15 protein-coding genes are annotated in these 17,414 nt (G+C 71.5%); 8 read left to right on the top strand and 7 right to left on the bottom strand.

Annotated elements, in window-relative coordinates; all coding sequences use genetic code 11:
- Window positions 1-81: 81 nt before the first annotated feature.
- Window positions 82-1,710: a succinic semialdehyde dehydrogenase gene (locus tag EOT10_RS32785; protein WP_127832033.1), complete on the top strand. Its 1,629-nt coding sequence runs from the start codon at window positions 82-84 to the stop codon at window positions 1,708-1,710.
- Window positions 1,711-1,780: 70 nt separating this feature from the next.
- Window positions 1,781-3,592, top strand: coding sequence for a GMC oxidoreductase (locus tag EOT10_RS32780; RefSeq protein WP_127832032.1), 1,812 nt, complete (start codon window positions 1,781-1,783; stop codon window positions 3,590-3,592).
- Between the two features lie 134 nt (window positions 3,593-3,726).
- Here EOT10_RS32780 and EOT10_RS32775 read toward each other — a convergent pair whose 3' ends face one another.
- Window positions 3,727-4,761 (bottom strand): LAETG motif-containing sortase-dependent surface protein, encoded by a 1,035-nt coding sequence (locus EOT10_RS32775; protein WP_127832031.1) that lies wholly within the window; start codon window positions 4,759-4,761, stop codon window positions 3,727-3,729.
- A gap of 797 nt (window positions 4,762-5,558) precedes the next feature.
- Entirely contained in the window at window positions 5,559-5,861 is a 303-nt protein-coding gene (locus tag EOT10_RS32770; RefSeq protein ID WP_127832030.1) for a chorismate mutase, read from the bottom strand.
- A gap of 321 nt (window positions 5,862-6,182) precedes the next feature.
- Between EOT10_RS32770 and guaA the strand changes: the two genes are divergently transcribed.
- The gene (guaA, locus tag EOT10_RS32765) at window positions 6,183-7,775 is read left to right on the top strand and encodes a glutamine-hydrolyzing GMP synthase (protein WP_127832029.1); all 1,593 of its coding nucleotides are present in this window, start codon (window positions 6,183-6,185) and stop codon (window positions 7,773-7,775) included.
- A 123-nt stretch (window positions 7,776-7,898) separates the two neighbouring features.
- On the opposite strand, the gene EOT10_RS32760 is transcribed toward guaA, so the two are convergent.
- Entirely contained in the window at window positions 7,899-8,378 is a 480-nt protein-coding gene (locus tag EOT10_RS32760; protein WP_127832028.1) for a pyridoxamine 5'-phosphate oxidase family protein, read from the bottom strand.
- A gap of 126 nt (window positions 8,379-8,504) precedes the next feature.
- Here EOT10_RS32760 and EOT10_RS32755 point away from each other — a divergent pair, with 126 nt between their 5' ends.
- The 3 genes from EOT10_RS32755 to EOT10_RS32745 all read left to right on the top strand — a co-directional run bounded on the left by EOT10_RS32755 (window position 8,505) and on the right by EOT10_RS32745 (window position 11,429).
- Window positions 8,505-9,296, top strand: coding sequence for a class II aldolase/adducin family protein (locus EOT10_RS32755; RefSeq protein ID WP_127832027.1), 792 nt, complete (start codon window positions 8,505-8,507; stop codon window positions 9,294-9,296).
- 242 nt (window positions 9,297-9,538) lie between these two features.
- Window positions 9,539-10,804 carry a hypothetical protein gene (locus EOT10_RS32750; protein ID WP_127832026.1) on the top strand — a complete coding sequence of 422 codons (1,266 nt, stop codon included), beginning with the start codon at window positions 9,539-9,541 and terminating at the stop codon, window positions 10,802-10,804.
- Between the two features lie 97 nt (window positions 10,805-10,901).
- On the top strand, window positions 10,902-11,429 hold the full coding sequence (locus EOT10_RS32745) for a DoxX family protein (protein WP_127832138.1): 528 nt from the start codon (window positions 10,902-10,904) through the stop codon (window positions 11,427-11,429).
- Window positions 11,430-11,520: 91 nt separating this feature from the next.
- Here EOT10_RS32745 and EOT10_RS32740 read toward each other — a convergent pair whose 3' ends face one another.
- Window positions 11,521-11,733: a hypothetical protein gene (locus tag EOT10_RS32740; RefSeq protein WP_127832025.1), complete on the bottom strand. Its 213-nt coding sequence runs from the start codon at window positions 11,731-11,733 to the stop codon at window positions 11,521-11,523.
- Window positions 11,720-13,138: a PspC domain-containing protein gene (locus EOT10_RS32735; RefSeq protein ID WP_127832024.1), complete on the bottom strand. Its 1,419-nt coding sequence runs from the start codon at window positions 13,136-13,138 to the stop codon at window positions 11,720-11,722. The genes EOT10_RS32740 and EOT10_RS32735 overlap by 14 nt, the downstream gene beginning before the upstream one ends.
- A gap of 197 nt (window positions 13,139-13,335) precedes the next feature.
- Here EOT10_RS32735 and EOT10_RS32730 point away from each other — a divergent pair, with 197 nt between their 5' ends.
- Both EOT10_RS32730 and EOT10_RS32725 read left to right on the top strand, forming a co-directional pair.
- Window positions 13,336-14,628, top strand: a complete 1,293-nt coding sequence (locus EOT10_RS32730; protein ID WP_127832023.1) for an ATP-binding protein — start codon at window positions 13,336-13,338, stop codon at window positions 14,626-14,628.
- On the top strand, window positions 14,621-15,346 hold the full coding sequence (locus EOT10_RS32725) for a LuxR C-terminal-related transcriptional regulator (protein ID WP_223281348.1): 726 nt from the start codon (window positions 14,621-14,623) through the stop codon (window positions 15,344-15,346). The genes EOT10_RS32730 and EOT10_RS32725 overlap by 8 nt, the downstream gene beginning before the upstream one ends.
- A gap of 114 nt (window positions 15,347-15,460) precedes the next feature.
- Here EOT10_RS32725 and EOT10_RS32720 read toward each other — a convergent pair whose 3' ends face one another.
- Together EOT10_RS32720 and EOT10_RS32715 are read right to left on the bottom strand one after the other, a co-directional pair.
- Window positions 15,461-16,096 (bottom strand): hypothetical protein, encoded by a 636-nt coding sequence (locus EOT10_RS32720; protein ID WP_127832022.1) that lies wholly within the window; start codon window positions 16,094-16,096, stop codon window positions 15,461-15,463.
- A 33-nt stretch (window positions 16,097-16,129) separates the two neighbouring features.
- Entirely contained in the window at window positions 16,130-17,206 is a 1,077-nt protein-coding gene (locus EOT10_RS32715; RefSeq protein ID WP_127832021.1) for a C40 family peptidase, read from the bottom strand.
- Window positions 17,207-17,414: the final 208 nt, after the last annotated feature.

The following is a 17,414-nucleotide window of genomic DNA, read 5'->3' as shown; positions in this document are numbered from 1 at the left end:
CGCTGGCGTCGTGTGAGTGCTTGGTGAAAGCTCGTTACCCGCGGGTACCCAAAACGTGTACGTGCGCATACGCTTCGCGCCATGACGGACTCGCAGGCCATCTCCAAGGACCGTACGGACCAGACCGGCACGAACCCGGTCGCCCCCGCCCCGCAGGGCGCGCGCACCGCGGCCGACGTCGTGACGCCCGAGCTGGTCGCCCAGCTCACCAAGGGCGTGGCCGGCTCGGGCCGCACCGCCAACCACACGCCGTTCACCGGCGAGAAGCTCGCGGAGCTGCCGGAGTCCACGCCCGAGGACGTCGCCAAGGCCTTCGAGCGGGCTCGCGCGGCCCAGGCCGTCTGGGCGAAGGTGCCGGCGCGCCGGCGCGCCGCCGTCCTGCTCCGCTTCCACGACCTGGTGCTCGCCCGCCAGGCCGAGGTCCTCGACCTGATCCAGCTGGAGACCGGCAAGGCGCGCCTGCACGCGCACGAAGAGGTCCAGGCCGTCGCCGTCGCGGCCCGCCACTACGGGCGCAAGGCCCCCTCCTACCTCAAGCCGAAGCGGCACACGGGCGCCGTCCCGACCCTCACCAAGGTCACCGAACTCCGCCAGCCGCGCGGCGTCGTGGGCCAGATCGCGCCCTGGAACTACCCGTTCGAGCTGTCGGTCGGCGACGCGCTGCCCGCGTTCGTGTCCGGCAACGCGGTCGTCATGAAGCCCGACACCGAGACCTGCCTCACCGCCCTGTGGGCGCGCGACCTGCTCATCGAGGCGGGTCTGCCCGCCGAGGTCTTCCAGGTCGTCCTGGGCGAAGGCCCGGTCGTGGGACCCGAGTTGGTCAAGCACGCCGACTACGTCTCGTTCACCGGCTCCACCCGCACGGGCCGCGAGGTCGCCCAGGGCGCCGCCGCGCGCCTCGTCGGCGTCTCGCTCGAACTCGGCGGCAAGAACGCCATGTTGGTCCTCGAGGACGCCGACATCGACAAGGCGGCGGCCGGCGCGGTCCGCGCCTGCTTCTCGTCCGCGGGCCAGCTGTGCATCTCCATCGAGCGGCTCTACGTCCACGAGTCGATCGCCGACGCGTTCGTCGAGCGGTTCGCCGCGCGCACCAAGGCGATGCGCCTCGGTACGTCCCTCGCGTACGGCGCGGACATGGGATCCCTGGTCGGCGAGCGGCAGTTGGAGACCGTGACGCGGCACGTCGAGGAGGCCGTCGCCAAGGGCGCGAAGCTCGTGGCCGGTGGCGTCGCGCGCCCCGACATCGGCCCGTACTTCTTCGAGCCGACCATCCTCGACGGCGTCGAGGCGCCGATGGCGGTCTGCAACGAGGAGACCTTCGGCCCGGTCGTCTCCATCTACCGCTTCAGCGACGAGGACGCGGTCATCGACCTCGCCAACGGGACGCCGTACGGCCTCAATTCGTCGGTCTGGACGAAGGACGCGAAGCGCGGCCACCAGGTCGCGGCCCGCCTGCGCACCGGCACCGTGAACATCAACGAGGGCTACGCGCCCGCGTACGGCAGTGTCCAGTCGCCCATGGGCGGCATGAAGGACTCGGGCCTCGGCCGCCGCCACGGCTCCGAGGGCATCCTCAAGTACACCGAGGCGCAGACCGTCGCGCACCAGCGGATCATGCCGATGGCGCCGTCGTTCGGGATGGACGACGAGAAGTACGCCAAGTTCATGACCACGAGCCTGGGCCTGATGAAGAAGTTCGGCCTGAAGTAGCCGCCCCCGCACCGCGCGACCAGTCACGACGAGAGCCGCACACGACGAGAGCCGCACAAGGAGATCACGCATGTCCCAGGCCGAGAACGACGCCGCGTACGACTACGACGTCCTGGTCGTCGGATCGGGTTTCGGCGGCTCCGTGTCCGCCCTGCGCCTGACCGAGAAGGGCTACCGGGTAGGCGTGGTCGAGGCGGGACGCCGCTTCACGCCCGACACGCTGCCCAAGAACTCCTGGGACCTGAAGAACTACCTGTGGGCCCCCAGGCTCGGCATGTACGGCATCCAGCGCATCCACCTGCTCGGCAACGTGATGGTGCTCGCGGGCGCCGGCGTCGGCGGTGGTTCGCTGAACTACGCCAACACCCTCTACGTGCCCCCGAAGCCGTTCTTCGAGGACCCGCAGTGGAAGGACATCACCGACTGGCAGGCCGAGCTGAAGCCGTACTACGACCAGGCGCAGCGCATGCTGGGCGTGCGGCTCAACCCGACCATGACCCCGGCCGACGTCCACCTCAAGGCTGCGGCGCAGGAGATGGGCATCGGCGACACGTTCCACATGGCGCCGGTGGGTGTGTTCTTCGGGGACGGCAAGGACGCCGTCGGCGGGGAAGGGGCCGGCTCCGACGAGGTGAAGGCCGAGCCGGGGCAGCAGGTGCCGGACCCCTACTTCGGCGGCGCGGGTCCGGCCCGCAAGGCGTGCACCGAGTGCGGTGAGTGCATGACGGGCTGCCGCCACGGCGCGAAGAACACCCTGAACGAGAACTACCTGTACCTCGCCGAGAAGGCGGGCGCCGTCGTGCACCCCATGACGACGGTCGTCTCCGTCACCGACGACTCGCAGGGCGGCTACGCGGTCGCGACGCTCCCGACGGACGACAAGAAGAAGGGCGCCGGCCGCACGTTCAAGGCGCGGCGCGTCATCGTCGCGGCGGGCACGTACGGCACGCAGACCCTGCTGCACCGCATGAAGGCGAGTGGTCAACTCCCTTACCTGTCCCGCAGGCTGGGCGAGCTGACGCGGACGAACTCCGAGGCCCTGGTCGGCGCCCAGACGAACAACCGCCGCTACAAGAAGCGCCACGGCAAGCCCAAGGTCGACTTCACGCAGGGCGTCGCGATCACGTCCTCGATCCACCCTGACGAGAACACGCACATCGAACCGGTCCGCTACGGCAAGGGCTCGAACGCGATGGGCGGCATGACGATCCTCCAGGTGCCGTACGCGCAGGGCTCGTCCCGCGTCGCCGGCTGGCTCGCCAACGTGGTCAAGCACCCGACGCTGCTGGCCCGTTCGCTGTCCAACCACCGCTGGTCCGAGCGGACCATCATCGGCCTGGTCATGCAGTCCCTGGACAACTCGCTGACGACGTATCTGAAGCCGGACGGCGTCGGCAAGGGCCTTCTCACGGCCCAGCAGGGGCACGGCGCGCCCAACCCGAAGCAGATCAAGGCCGCCGTGGACGCCGCGTCCACGATCGCCGCCGAGATCAACGGCTTCGCCGGCTCGAACATCGGCGAGCTGATGGGCACCCCGCTGACGGCGCACTTCCTGGGCGGCTGCCCGATCGGCGACTCCGCGGAGACGGGCGTCATCGACCCGTACCACCGGGTCTACGGGCACCCCGGCATCTCGGTCGTCGACGGCGCCGCCGTCACGGCGAACCTGGGCGTGAACCCGTCCCTGACGATCACGGCACAGGCCGAGCGGGCGATGTCGTACTGGCCCAACAAGGGCGAGGAGGACCCGCGTCCGGCACAGGGCGCGGAGTACGCCCGCCTTTCCGCGGTCGCGCCGAAGAACCCGGCGGTCCCTCAGGACGCGTTCGGCGCGCTGAAGCTCCCGTTCCTGGGAATGCCGGCGGTCCCGCCGAAGAAGTAACCCGGACGCCTCCCGCGGAGGCTTGTGGACACACGAAGCAGATACACGAAGCAGATACATGAGGTAGATACACGAAAAGGACCTGCGCCCCCCTCCGAGCGCAGGTCCTTCGTTTTGTGTGTCCCTACCGGGTGTTACGCGGTGGCGCCGGCCCTGCGGCGGCGCACGGCGAACACGGCACCGGCACCGGCGACGACGGCGACGCCGCCGACCAGGCCGATGGTCGGGACCATGGAGGACGAACCGGTCTCGGCGAGGCGGCCGGTCACCTCCTGGGTGTTGTGGTGGTTCGGCTTCTCGGTCGGCATCGGAACCTTGCCGCCTTCCTGCGGCTTGGTCCCGTCGGTGGGCGTGCCGGGCTTCACGATCTGGATGACGTAGCTGGCGAGGCTGTCGCCGACGCAGTCGAACTCGTCGTCGACGTACGAGCCGCCGCCGATGGTCAGGCCGGAGCCGACCGGGGCGCTGGACGTCACGTTCAGACGCAGCTGGTAGTTGATCGTCTGGCCGCCCTTGATGCCCGCCAGGTCGAGGTAGCCGAGCGAGTAGCCGCTGTCCTCGATGTCGACCCAGGTGCCGTCGACCTTGCCCTGGAGACGGACCTGGCTCGCCTTGAACGGGTTCTCGGCGTTCTCGTCGTTCGGGCCGACGCCCGCGTAGAAGAGGACGTCCGTGAGGTCGGCCTTCGACGGGTTCTTCACGTTGAGGGTGAAGTTGTGCCAGCCGCTGCCCGCCGCGATCTTCCCTGGCAGACCGCTGATCGAGACGGCCAGCTTGGACTTGTAGTCCTTGTTGTCCTCCTCGCAGATGCCGGTCGGCTCGGACGGGTCCTCGGACGGCGTCTCGGAGGCGGCCGGTGCCGGCGTGGTGGAGCCGTTCGGGGTGACGGTCGCGGAGGCCTCGGGGGCCAAGGGAGCGTTGCCGTTGTCCGCGGGGGGCGTCGTGCTGGGGGTCTCCGCGGGGGTGGAGCTGGTGCTCTCCGACGGCGCGGGCGCTTCCGTGGACGGCGCGGCCGGGTCGGCGGCAGGGGAGGAGGACGGGGTGTCGGAGGCGGCCGCGGGGGCGACGGGCGCCGAGTCGTCGGCGAACGCGGCCGGCGCCGACAGCAGCGCGAGCGGGGCTATGGCAGCCGTCGCGGCCGCGGCGGCGAGGGCACGGCGAAGCTTCATCAAGACCTCGGAAAGTCCGGCGTACTGCTGCGGCGCAGTACGAGCTGAGAGGCCTCCGCGCTGTGGGGTCGCGGGTGTGGCCGTTGGTTCCACACATGTGACCGGCGACCCCGCGTAATGGTTGCGCAGGCACTCACGCGATTCTTATGTGACCTGGATCACCGGGGGGAGAGAAGGGGGCTCACGCAAAGGCGGCGGGCAGAGCGAAGGGCCCCGCGGACGTACGCGTCCGTGGGGCCCTTCACTCTGCAGCATCGACGTCAGGGCGGCGTCGGTGCCGGGGAGCGGCGCCGGGGGGTTGCGCCGCTGGCTGCGGGTCTGCGGGTCTGCTGGTGGCAGTTCACTTGTGAAGCCCGGGACGTGGGGCTTTATGGGGTGTGGGGGATTGTGGGGGGGGGGGCGGGGGATTCCCGCTGGGAGGCCGACCGGCCCCGGGCGTCCCCGGGACCGGCCGTTCTCTTGGGTGACCGGGCTGCTGTCCCCTGCCGTCCGGTCACAAACGCTGGAGCGAGGTCCCACGACGTACGGCACGGAGCCCTACGTCTCATCGCTCCAACGGAGCCACGCGTGGATTGAGCGGGCCCGCAACCTGGCTGGCACGGACAACGGGACCAACGAAGGGTGCCGCGCACCGGTCACGCGCCGTACGGGTGAGAGCGGATCCGAACGTGGGTGCGCCGCGTAGGCCTCGGGCGGGTGCCGCGTAGGCATCCGGACGGTGCCGCGTAGGCATCCGGACGGTGCCGCGTAGGCCTAGGACTGTGCCGCCGTAGGCCTCGGTCTGCTTCGCGCGGGCCTCAGACACGGTCGCGGCACAGCTCCAGGAGCGTCATCGCGAGGCCCGTACCCGGCTTGCCGAGGGCGTCCCTGTAGTGGCCGAGGACCTCCAGCTCGCGCGCCAGATTCACGCGGCGCCCGCCCGAGGTGATCCGCGCCTCCTGGATGACGGCCGAGACGGCCATCCGTTCCTGGATCAGGCCGATGATCCGGTCGTCGAGCGCGTCGATGCGCTCCCGCGCGCCGGTGATCACGTCGGCGGCCTCGGGGGTGTGGGCGCCGGTCTTCTCGGCCTGGGTCACAGCGGTGGTGGTGGCGGTCATGTCGGGGCTCCTGTGTCGGGAAGGGTGCCCCGGATCGGCAAGGTCCGGAAAACGCAGGCGCCCCGGGCCTTGTCGGCCCGGGGCGCCTGGGAAGTCGCTTGTCAGTTGCTCAAGCAGCACGACCATGGCAGCCGGTGGGCCGGTTGCCATAGGTAAAGACGAACGTCGTGAGCTTGCGCATGCGCACAGTATGGACCCAGCCCCGGACCGGCGGCCAACCCGGGTTCGGATGGTGAGACGAAAAGCGGCACCGGCGCGCCGGTAGAATCGACAAATAGAACCCGCCCCGGGAGCCCGCTCCTCCGCCGGAAGGCCGCCGTAGTGTCAACAGCGACATCCGCTGCCGCGCCCGACGTCTCCAACCCGGACGTAGTCCTCGTTGTCGACTTCGGCGCCCAGTACGCCCAGCTCATCGCCCGCCGCGTCCGTGAGGCGCGGGTCTACAGCGAGATCGTCCCGTCCACCATGCCGGTGGCCGAGATGCTGGCCAAGAACCCGAAGGCGATCATCCTCTCCGGCGGCCCGTCGTCCGTGTACGCGGAGGGCGCCCCGCGCCTGGACCGTGCCCTGTTCGAGGCCGGCGTCCCCGTCTTCGGCATGTGCTACGGCTTCCAGCTGATGGCCACCACGCTCGGCGGCACGGTCGACGACAACGGCGCACGTGAGTACGGCCGTACTCCGCTCAGCGTCAGCAGGGCCGGCTCCACCCTCTTCGAGGGCACCCCGACCGAGCAGTCCGTGTGGATGTCGCACGGCGACGCCTGCTCGGCCGCGCCCGAGGGCTTCACCGTCACCGCGTCCACGGACGTCGTCCCGGTCGCCGCCTTCGAGAACGACGAGAAGAAGCTGTACGGGGTCCAGTACCACCCCGAGGTCATGCACTCGACGTACGGCCAGCAGGTCCTGGAGCACTTCCTGTACCGCGGCGCCGGCATCGAGCCGAACTGGACCACGGGCAACGTGATCGAGGAGCAGGTCGCCGCGATCCGCGAGCAGGTCGGCGACAAGCGCGCGATCTGCGGTCTGTCCGGCGGCGTCGACTCCGCGGTCGCCGCGGCCCTCGTCCAGAAGGCCATCGGCTCCCAGCTGACCTGTGTGTACGTCGACCACGGCCTGATGCGCAAGGACGAGACCGAGCAGGTCGAGAAGGACTTCGTGGCCGCGACCGGCGCGAACCTGAAGGTCGTCGACGCGAGCGAGCGCTTCCTGAACGCGCTGGCGGGAGTCTCCGACCCGGAGACCAAGCGGAAGATCATCGGCCGCGAGTTCATCCGCGTCTTCGAGCAGGCCCAGCTGGAGATCCTCCAGGAGGACGGCCCCGAGGTCGCGTTCCTCGTGCAGGGCACGCTCTACCCGGACATCGTCGAGTCCGGCGGCGGCACCGGCACGGCGAACATCAAGTCGCACCACAACGTCGGCGGTCTGCCCGACGACATCGAGTTCGAGCTCGTCGAGCCGCTGCGCCAGCTGTTCAAGGACGAGGTCCGCATGGTCGGCGCCGAGCTCGGCCTGCCCGACGAGATCGTCCAGCGCCAGCCGTTCCCGGGCCCCGGCCTCGGTATCCGTATCGTCGGCGAGGTCACCAAGGACCGCCTCGACCTGCTGCGCGAGGCCGACGCCATCGCCCGCGAGGAGCTGACGGCGGCCGGTCTCGACCGGGACATCTGGCAGTGCCCGGTCGTCCTGCTCGCGGACGTGCGCTCCGTCGGCGTCCAGGGTGACGGCCGCACGTACGGCCACCCGATCGTCCTGCGCCCCGTCTCCTCCGAGGACGCGATGACGGCGGACTGGACGCGGATGCCGTACGACGTCCTGGCGAAGATCTCGACCCGCATCACGAACGAGGTCGCGGACGTCAACCGCGTCGTGCTCGACGTGACGAGCAAGCCGCCGGGGACCATCGAGTGGGAGTAATCGCTCCCCGATCCCGTGTGTGAAGGCGCCGCCCACTTGTGCGAGTGGGCGGCGCCTTCGCGTGTGCGGGTATGGGCTCTCGGTACGGACTTGCGGTACGGGCTCGCGCTACGGGCTTGTGCCTCAGGTCCGCCGGATCCTGCGCAGCGCCTCGCCCGGCTTCCACACCTGGAGGACCAGGTACTTGCCGTCCTCGACGTACGTCCGGGTGACCTCGGTCAGCTCGGTGCGGAAGAGGTGGAAGTCGTTCGGGTCGGGGACCTCGGTCGCCGCCGTGTACGAGGTGATGAGCGCCGGGTCCTCGACGAGCAACGCGCGCCCCGAGATCCGTACGTCCCCGCCGCCCATGTCGGTGCCGGCGCCCGGGTTCGCCTGGACGGAGAAGCGCGGGTCCCGCAGCAGATCGCGGGCCTTGAGCGAACCCGGCATCATGCCGAGCCAGAACTCCCCGTTCAGGAACTGCACCTCGAGCCCGCTGGTGCGGGGCGAACCGTCCTTGCGGAGCGTCGCGAGGACATGGTGGGTGAACTGGCCGAAGCGCTCCTCGACCGTCTTGGCGAGGTCCGGTTCGGCCGCGGTGAAAGTGGCCCAGTTCGACGTCATACGTCGAGTCTGGCGCGGATACCGGACATCCGCTGTCCGGTATTCGCGTGACTCCCGAGCGGTTGGCGCACTCTCTTCACAGCCCGCCTCTGTCCTCCTGCACTCCTCACGGGTAACTTCCGCTCCATGTCGACGCAGGCGCCCTCACCGATCCCCACCGAACAGCTCCAGTTCGCGATGCCCCCGGTCCACGACTCCCCGGCCGACGAGCGCCGCCACCGCAAGGAGCGCCTGGCAGGCGCGCTACGCCTGTTCGGGCGCCTCGGCTACGAGGACGGGGTGTCGGGACACATCACGGCCCGGGACCCGGAGTACGACGACTGCTACTGGGTGAACCCCTTCGGCATGCCGTTCAAGCACATCACCGTCTCCGACCTGGTCCTCGCCAACGGTGACGGACAGGTCGTCGAGGGCCGCCGCCATGTGAACCAGGCCGCCTTCACCGTCCACGCGCAGGTCCACCGGGCGCGCCCCGACGTGGTCGCCGTCGCCCACTGCCACTCGCTGCACGGGCGGGCCCTGTCCACGCTGGGCGAGCTGATCGACCCGATCACCCAGGAGGCGTGCGCGTTCTACGAGGACCACGCCCTGCTCGACGAGTACACCGGGGTGTCCGTGGACCCGGACGAGGGGCGGCGGATCGCGGCCGCGCTCGGCTCGTACAAGGCGCTCGTCCTGCGCAACCACGGGCTGCTCACCGTGGGCGGTTCGGTCGACGCGGCGGCGTGGTGGTTCCTGTCGATGGAGCGCTCCTGCCAGGTGCAGCTCGCCGCGCGGGCCGCGGGCCGGCCGGTGCTGATCGACCACCGCCAGGCGGTCGCGACCCGCGAGCAGCTGGGCGGCGACCTGGTGGCCTGGATCAACCACCAGCCGTTGTGGCAGGACATCAGCAGCGCGGAGCCGGACCTGCTGTCGTGACGGGTGGCTCCGCCGGCTGACGTGGGGTGTGGGTGCGGGTGGTGGTCCGGTGCAGGTGGTGGTCCGGTGCGGGTGGTGGTCCGGTCCGGGTCAACACAAGTGTTCGCCGTTCACCCTCGCCCGGCCGCTGTGGGCCGCCCTGGACCGGCTTGTGTACGGCACAATTCGCAGTCATTGCACGGAAGTTGACGCGTGGCCGCTTCGGGCCGCGCGGGCTCTGACTGGGAAGGCGGGCGTGCCGGGTGGCGGTCCAGGAGGCGCGAGAGGGAACGCACGGCGGGAGCTGCACCTGCGGCGACTGCCCGCACGGAGCGCGCGAAGGGCACCGCAAGGCCGTGGCCGCGTTCCTCGCCAAGCGGGACGAACTGGCGTCCGGACAGGGGCTGCCCACCGCGGTCGCCCACTCGGCCGGCGCGTCCCGGCAGTGGGTCTCGGACGAACTGACCCAGTCCGCACAGGACATGGCCGACCGCGGGCGCGCAGAGGGTGACGCGTGGCTCGCCGGGCTGTGGCCGCGCACGGTCGCCGTCGTGTGGGGCGGGTGCGCGCTGCTCCTGATCGCGCAGGCGCTCACGGCGATCGGCGCGGGCTGGACGACGGCCCGCACGGCCGGGCTGCTCGCCGCGGTCGTCGTGGGCAGTCTCCTGACGGGCGCAGCCCACGTCCACCGGGCGGCCGGCGGGGTGCTCGCCCCGCTCGTCGGCGAGGACAACCGGCTGTCCACCTCCCGGGCCGTCGCCGCCGGCTGGGTACTCGCCGTGGTCTACACGGTGCTTGTCCTGGCCGGCGAACTCGCCGGGGCCTTCGCTCACCGCGAGCGGGACGCGCTGCTCTCCGGGCTCGAACTCGCCCGGGGCGCCGGGGTGGTGACGGTCCTCGCCGTCGTCTGCGGTGTCGCCGTCCTCGTGCGCCGGGTCGTGGGGCTGCGCGTGCTCGGCCAGCGCCTGCAGAAGGTGCGCGCGGACCGGCCGCGTGCCGCGGACCTGCTCACCGACGACTCCGGCCGGGGCGCCTTCGCCGACATCCAGTACGTGCTGGTCTCGGCCGTCGCCCTGGTCTTCGTGGCGGCGCGCCTCGCCCGCGACCCCGGTCAACTGCCCGACCTGCCCTGGGGACTCGCCGTCCTCGTCCTCGTCTCGGCGGCGACCTATCTCGCGGCCAAGTACGCGGAGGGCGGCCGGCCCGTGATCCTCTCCGTCGTGCGCTCCCGTGAGGCCGGGGACCTGGACGCGCCGATCCGCACCGGCGACGACATCGAGATCCGCGGCGCCGGATTCGTGCCGCCCGGCGCCGCCACCGCGGACGGGCTCGCCCGCATGGTCGTCCGCATCGGACCCGTGTACGTCCATGTGCCCCTCGTGCCGGTGCCGGGCGGCTTCACCAACCCGACCGACACGACCCTGACGGTCCCGGTCCCCGTCGACGTCGAACCTGGCCGCGTAGAGGTACGGGTCGTCACCGCCGCCGGCACGGAGACGAACCCGTGCGTGATCGACGTGTCGGACTGACCGGCCGATGTCTGTACGTTACTGAGCAGTCACGTCGACTCGTACGTATGGTCTGGTGACGGACACAGAGGCGGGCGCGAAAGGCGGCGGACGGGCGATGGTTCATGGCATGCGGATGGACTCCCACATCAGTTATGTCAACGGCGGGGGCGGCTGGCGGGACAGCGCCCAGCGCTTCGCACTCCTCCCTCTACGGATCTTTCTCGGCGTCACCTTCATCTACGCGGGGCTCGACAAGCTGACCGACAGCGCGTTCCTCCACGCCTCCGGACCGGGGTCGATCGGTGAGCAGATGCATGGCGTGCGGAACATCTCCGCCATCCCTGCCCTGGTCGACCTGGCGCTCAAGAGCCCGGCGGGCTTCGGCTACGCGATCGCCCTCGGTGAACTCGCCGTCGGCATCGGCACGTTGATCGGTCTGCTCGCCCGGGTCGCCGCAGTCGGCGGGATGCTGATCTCGCTGAGCCTGTGGCTGACGGTGAGCTGGTCGACGCACCCGTACTACCTGGGCAACGACCTGGCCTACCTGATGGCGTGGCTGCCGCTGGTCCTCGCGGGAGCGCCGGTGTTCTCGGCGGACGCGCTGCTCACGGCGCGCCGCCGCGCGAGGAGAGGACTGGCCTGACGCTCCCTATAGGGGCGCGGGGAACTGCGCGACCAGCCCCCACCGGCCGGTCCCCCCACCGGCCTGCCCCCATCGGCAGGCAGCCGAAGACCTAGCCCACCGCACGGGATCTTCGGCGCCGCCGCACCGCATACGTGACCGTCCCCGTCACCCCGGCCAGGCACAGCCCGCCGGCGACCAGGGGGAACGCCACGAACCACGGCACCTCCCAGCCACCGAGCGCGTCGCCCAGATAGAGCGCCCCGGTGATGGCCAGGAACAGCCCGGCGACCAGCTTTCCCGGCTGGAACTCATGACGCGGCACGGGCCACCTCCACCTGTCCTACGCCTACTTCGAGCCGCAGCACGACCGTGCCTCCGTCCTTGCTGCCCGCCGGTGGCGGGAGGGTCGTCTTCTGGTCCTGTCCCGGACGGATGTCCACGTCCTTGGTCCGCTCGTCCGGCATCCGGATGTCACCGATGCCCACCTCGGCCCGCAGCACGACCGTCGCGTTCTTCGGCAGGACGGCCTTGAGCTGTCCCGCCCCCACCTCCACGCGCGTCGTCACCGTCTTTCCCTTGCCGACATCGACCCCGCTCAGGTCCAGCGTGCCGACACCCGTCCCCAGCTCGTAGCGCGGTGCGACCTGGGTGGCCGACGCCGGCGTCCAGTCGGTGTGCACCCAGCGCGTGGTGATGTTCGCCGGGAGCACGGCGGACGAGACGAGGAGGCCCGCGGTGAGGACCGCGAGGATCACCGATCCGGCGCCGGTCCGGCCGAGGAAGGCACTGAGCGCGATGCCCAGGCCGAAGACGACGAGCGCGCTCGCCAGACCGGTTTGGAGCGCTGTCCCGAGCGGATGGCCGTGCCAGGTTGCCACGGTGCTCGCGCCGCCCGCGGCCAGTGCGAACAGGAACGTCCAGCCCCCGATCCAGCGGGGCCCGCGCTGCCTGGGCGCGGCGTCCGAGCCGGAGTCGGAGTGGGGGCCCGGTCCGGAGCCGCCCGGCGCGTCGTCGGGGAGCCAGGCCGTGCCGTGCCGGTGCCCCGTGGGCTCGTACCGGACGTCGACCGCGCTGTCGGGCCCCCAGAAATACCCGGTCCCGCCGACATGGGTGCCGTCCTTGACTATGGGGTCCCGCCACCAGGACGGCGCGCCGGTGACGGGCGGGGCCTGCGCCTCGGGGGGCGCGTCGGCGACGGCCTGCGCCGCGAGGGGGTCGGGGCCGGCCGCCCCGCGCTGCTGCGACCAGTACCCCGCGCCCGCGAGGAGCAGGGTGAGGACGGCGGCGAAGGTGAGCACGCCGCCGTTGTTCAGCATCGAGAGGAAGAGCCCGCAGCCCACGAGCGCGAAGAGCACGGCCGTGAGCGCGGGGCCGTCCACACGGCCGGAGAGGAGCTTGCGCGCCTCGTTCTCCTCCTCTTCGTCATATGGGACGAAGAGCCAGGCGAAGCCGTAGAAGATCAGCCCGAGGCCGCCGGTCGCGGCGATCACCGCGAGGCCGATCCGGAAGATCACCGGGTCCATGTCGCAGTGCCGGCCGAGGCCCGCGCACACGCCGCCCAGCGTCCCGTTCCGCCGGTCGCGCCGGAACCTGGCCGGCGCCGCGGCGGTGCCGGTCTCCTGTCCCGGCGCGGACGGCGCGGACGCACCCGCGGAGCCGTGACCGGGCGCGCCGTCCTGTGGCTGCCCGGCCTCCGCTCCCGTCGTGGCGTGCTGGTGATCTGTCATGTGTCCATGGTGACGGCCCCGGGCCCGCCGCGGCAGCCGGGACGACCCTGGACGAACCCTGAAATCGCCCCTGACACCGCTCGGGGAGCGCGGTCGTGCGGCGGCCGGAGACCGGGCGTTCGGCGGCCCGGAGATCAGGGGCGTCTCCGGGCTGAACCCTGATGCCCGGGCCCGGCCCACGTGTGACCATCAGTGACATGCCGGAAGCCGCAGCAGCACCCATCGACGAACCGCGGGCGCCGCGCAAGCTCTACCGCAGCAGCGACGGTCGCATGCTCGGGGGAGTGGCGCGGGGGCTCGCCGGGCATCTCGGCCTGCCCGTGATCTGGGTGCGGCTCGTCTTCGTGGGCCTGTTCATGGCGGACGGACTCGGCGCGCTCCTCTACGCCGCGTTCTGGTTCTTCGTCCCGCTCGGCGTCGGCGGCGTGGGCGGCGAGCGGGCCTCGGCGTTCACGACGGAGACCGCGCCGGACGGCCGGCGCAGACTCGTCGCCCGTAAGCCCGACAAGGGCCAGATCGTCGCCCTGCTCCTCATGGTCGTCGTGTCGATGGTCTTCGTCGGCAATGTGAATCTCGCGGGGAACGCGAAGGCGTATCTGTGGCCGGCGCTTCTCGTCGGCGCGGGCGTGGCCCTGGTCTGGCGCCAGGCGGACAATGCGCGCCGGGCCCGCTGGATGGAGGTGGGCCGCCGCAAGCGCACCCTGAATCTGGCACGGGCCGCGGCCGGTGTCGTCCTCGTGGGAGCCGGGGTCACCGGGATCTTCGTCCTGCAGGGGTCGGCCCAGCACCTCGGCTCCGTCCTTCAGGCCGCCCTCGCCGTCATCGTCGGCATAGCCCTGCTCGCCGGCCCCTATCTCGTGCGCATGACGCAGGACCTGTCCGAGGAGCGGCTGATGCGGATCCGCGCGCAGGAGCGGGCGGAGGTCGCGGCCCATGTCCACGACTCGGTCCTGCACACCCTCACGCTGATCCAGCGCAGCGCGGAGAGCGCGAGCGAGGTGCGGCGCCTGGCCCGGGCCCAGGAGCGCGACCTGCGCGCCTGGCTCTACAGACCGGAGGGGAACGGGAAGGACGAGGCCGACGAGCCCACCACCGTCGCGGAGGCGGTCAAGCGGAACGCGGCCGAGGTCGAGGACAAGCACGGCGTGCCCCTCGAAGTGGTCGTCGTCGGCGACTGCCCGCTCGACGACGGTCTCTCGGCGCAGATGCAGGCCGCGCGAGAAGCGATGGTGAATGCCGCCAAGTACGGTGGCGAGGGCGGCGCGGTCCAGGTCTACGCCGAGGTCGAGGAGGAGAAGGTGTTCGTGTCAGTACGGGACCGAGGCCCCGGCTTTGACCTCGACTCGATTCCCGGGGACCGGATGGGTGTCAGAGAATCGATCATCGGCCGGATGGAACGCAACGGCGGGACGGCGCGGCTGCGCGCGGTCCCGGACGGCGGCACGGAGGTCGAACTGACCATGAAGAGGGCGGAGATGACCCATGAGTGACGAGCAGGCCAGGCCCGACGCGACCAAGGCGGGCGAGCCGGCGGCCGAGCCGGTGGACCGGCACGTGCGCGTGATACTCGTCGACGACCACCGGATGTTCCGCACCGGGGTCCAGGCGGAGATCGGCCGGACCGAGACGACCGGCGTCGAGGTGGTCGGCGAGGCCGCGGACGTCGACCAGGCGGTCACGGTCATCACGGCCACGCGCCCCGAGGTCGTCCTCCTCGACGTGCACCTGCCCGGCGGGGGCGGCGTCGAAGTGCTGCGCCGCTGCGCTCCGTTGATGTCGGCCGCCGACAACCCGGTCCGGTTCCTGGCGCTTTCGGTCTCGGACGCCGCCGAGGACGTCATCGGCGTGATCCGCGGCGGAGCCCGCGGTTACGTCACCAAGACGATCACGGGCACGGACCTGGTCGACTCGGTGTTCCGGGTCCAGGACGGCGACGCGGTCTTCTCCCCGCGCCTCGCGGGCTTCGTCCTCGACGCGTTCGCGTCGACCGACGCGCCGCCGGTCGACGAGGACCTGGACCGCCTCACCCAGCGCGAGCGCGAGGTCCTGCGCCTGATCGCCCGCGGGTACGCGTACAAGGAGATCGCCAAGCAGCTGTTCATCTCCGTGAAGACGGTCGAGTCGCATGTCTCGGCGGTCCTCAGAAAGCTCCAGCTGTCGAACCGTCACGAGCTCACGCGGTGGGCGACGGCGCGACGCCTGGTCTGACGGCTCGACAAGGGTGGGCCGGGCCGTCAGCAACGGCGGGCCGGGCTGTCGGCACCGGTAGGTCGGGCTGTCGGCACCGGTGGGCCGGGCCGTCTGCAACGGTGGGCCGGGCCGTCAGCGGTGCGCGCCGCCCGTGGCCGGCGCGCCCCGGCTCCGCAGGGCCCAGCGGTAGTACCCCACCGCCTTCACGATGCCGACGAGGCCCGTCAGCCACATGACGAGCCCCGCGCCCATCCCGAAGGCGACGTCTCCGTACGTGTCCCGTCCCGGCTCCGCGGTGGCGGCGACTCCGAGGGAGGCCCACAGTCCGAGCGCGCACAGCACGACGGACGACAGGAGCCAGGCGAGGCTGGCGCCTGGGGCGCGCAGGCGGGCGTCGGACACCGGGTCGCTGTCCAACGCGAGCCAGGCGTCGGTGAGTTCGCGTATCTTCCGGTCGCGGCGGATGCCGAGGGCGACGCCGATCACCGAGGGGATCAGCGCGGCCAGGCCGAGGATCGCGAAGACGGGGCCCATGACGAAGACCAGGGGATCCTTGTCCTCGAACTGCTGGATCACCAGGGACAGCAGGGCCCAGCCGACCATGGCGCCCGCCCCGCACAGCCACAGCAGCAGGAGCCGTCCCACCCCGAGATGCTTCGTCCGCAGGACGGCGAGTGCCATGCCGCGGTCGGTGAGCAGCGTGTGCCGGTCGGGCCAGGTGCGCAGATGGACGGGCGGCGGAGGCGGCGGCAGGGCGCGGTTGGACATGTGCGCGACACTACCGGCGGTCGGCACCGCGGCTCACGCCACCCGCGTGGCCCCCGCGAACGGCATCTGGTCGATGGGGGCGATGCGGACCGGGGCGCTGGGGTTCGGCGCGTGGATCATCTTGCCGCCGCCGATGTAGAGACCGACGTGGCTGATGCCCGAGTAGAAGAACACCAGGTCGCCCGGCTGGAGTTGGGAGCGCGGGATGCGGGGTCCCGCGTTGATCTGGGAGTACGTGGTGCGCGGCAGGGAGATGCCCGCCGAGCGGTACGCGGCCTGGGTGAGGCCCGAGCAGTCGAAGGCGTTCGGGCCCGTGGCACCCCACACGTAGGGGCTGCCGAGGGCTTTGTACGCGTAGGCGATGGCCGCCGCCGAGCGGGAGTCCGGCGCCTCGGGGAGCGCGCCGGACGGCATCTCGCGGGAGCCGTCGGAGCGTGAGGCGCGCCCGTCCGTACCGGTGGCGCCGGAGCCCGCGCCCGCTCCGATGCCGGTGCGCTCGGCGGCCGGCAGCCGGTCGAGGAGGCGCTTGGCCTCGGCCAGCTTCCCGGTCACCGTCTTCTTCTGCGTCTTCAGCTCTGCCTGCCGTTTCCGCAGTTCGGTGAGCCGGCCGTCCGCCTCGTCGCGCAGCTGGCCGATCTCGCGGAGTTCGCGGCGTACGTGCTCGACGGCGGAGGCCTGCCGGGTGCCGAGCCGGTCGGCGAGCGCGGCGTTGTCGAGGTAGCGGGCGGGGTCGGACGACAGGAAGAGCTGGACGGCGGGGTCGAGGGCGCCGGTGCGGTACTGGGCGGCGGCGGCCGAACCGAGCGCCTCGCGCCGGGCGTTGAGCCGGTCCGTGCGGCGCGCCGCCTCGTCCCGCAGCGAGTCGAGCTTCTTCTCGGCCTTGTCCGCCTTCTCCTTGGCGCCGTTGTACTTCTCGGTGGCCTTTTCGGCCTCCTGGTAGAGCCGGTCGACCTTGGCCTTCACCTGGCTCGGGGTGAGCCGGGGTTCCGCGTGCGCCGCGCCGTCGAAGGCGGTGGCGGTCGCCGCGGAGGCGAGAGCGAGGGTCGCCGCGGTGCGGGCCGTAGGGCCGGTGAGCGAGCGCTGTCGGGGCTTGCGGTGCGCTGCCGCCACGGGGCCACGTCCTTCCGGTACGTACTGCTTACGCGTTCGGCGGCGGCCCGCACAGGGGAGCGGGCCGCCGCCGGACCTTTCTCGGCGGTAGGTGCCCGACTGCCGCCCCGGACGGAACGGCGGTGGGGAGCCGGTCACCTGAGGAAGGACGCTAAACCTGGCGGTCACGGGTTGGTGATGGATTGTCCGCAACTGGCCCTTGTGTTCC

This window comes from Streptomyces antnestii (assembly GCF_004005495.1).
Taxonomy (GTDB): Bacteria; Actinomycetota; Actinomycetes; order Streptomycetales; family Streptomycetaceae; genus Streptomyces; species Streptomyces antnestii.
This window is presented reverse-complemented; position numbering and strand designations above follow the sequence as displayed.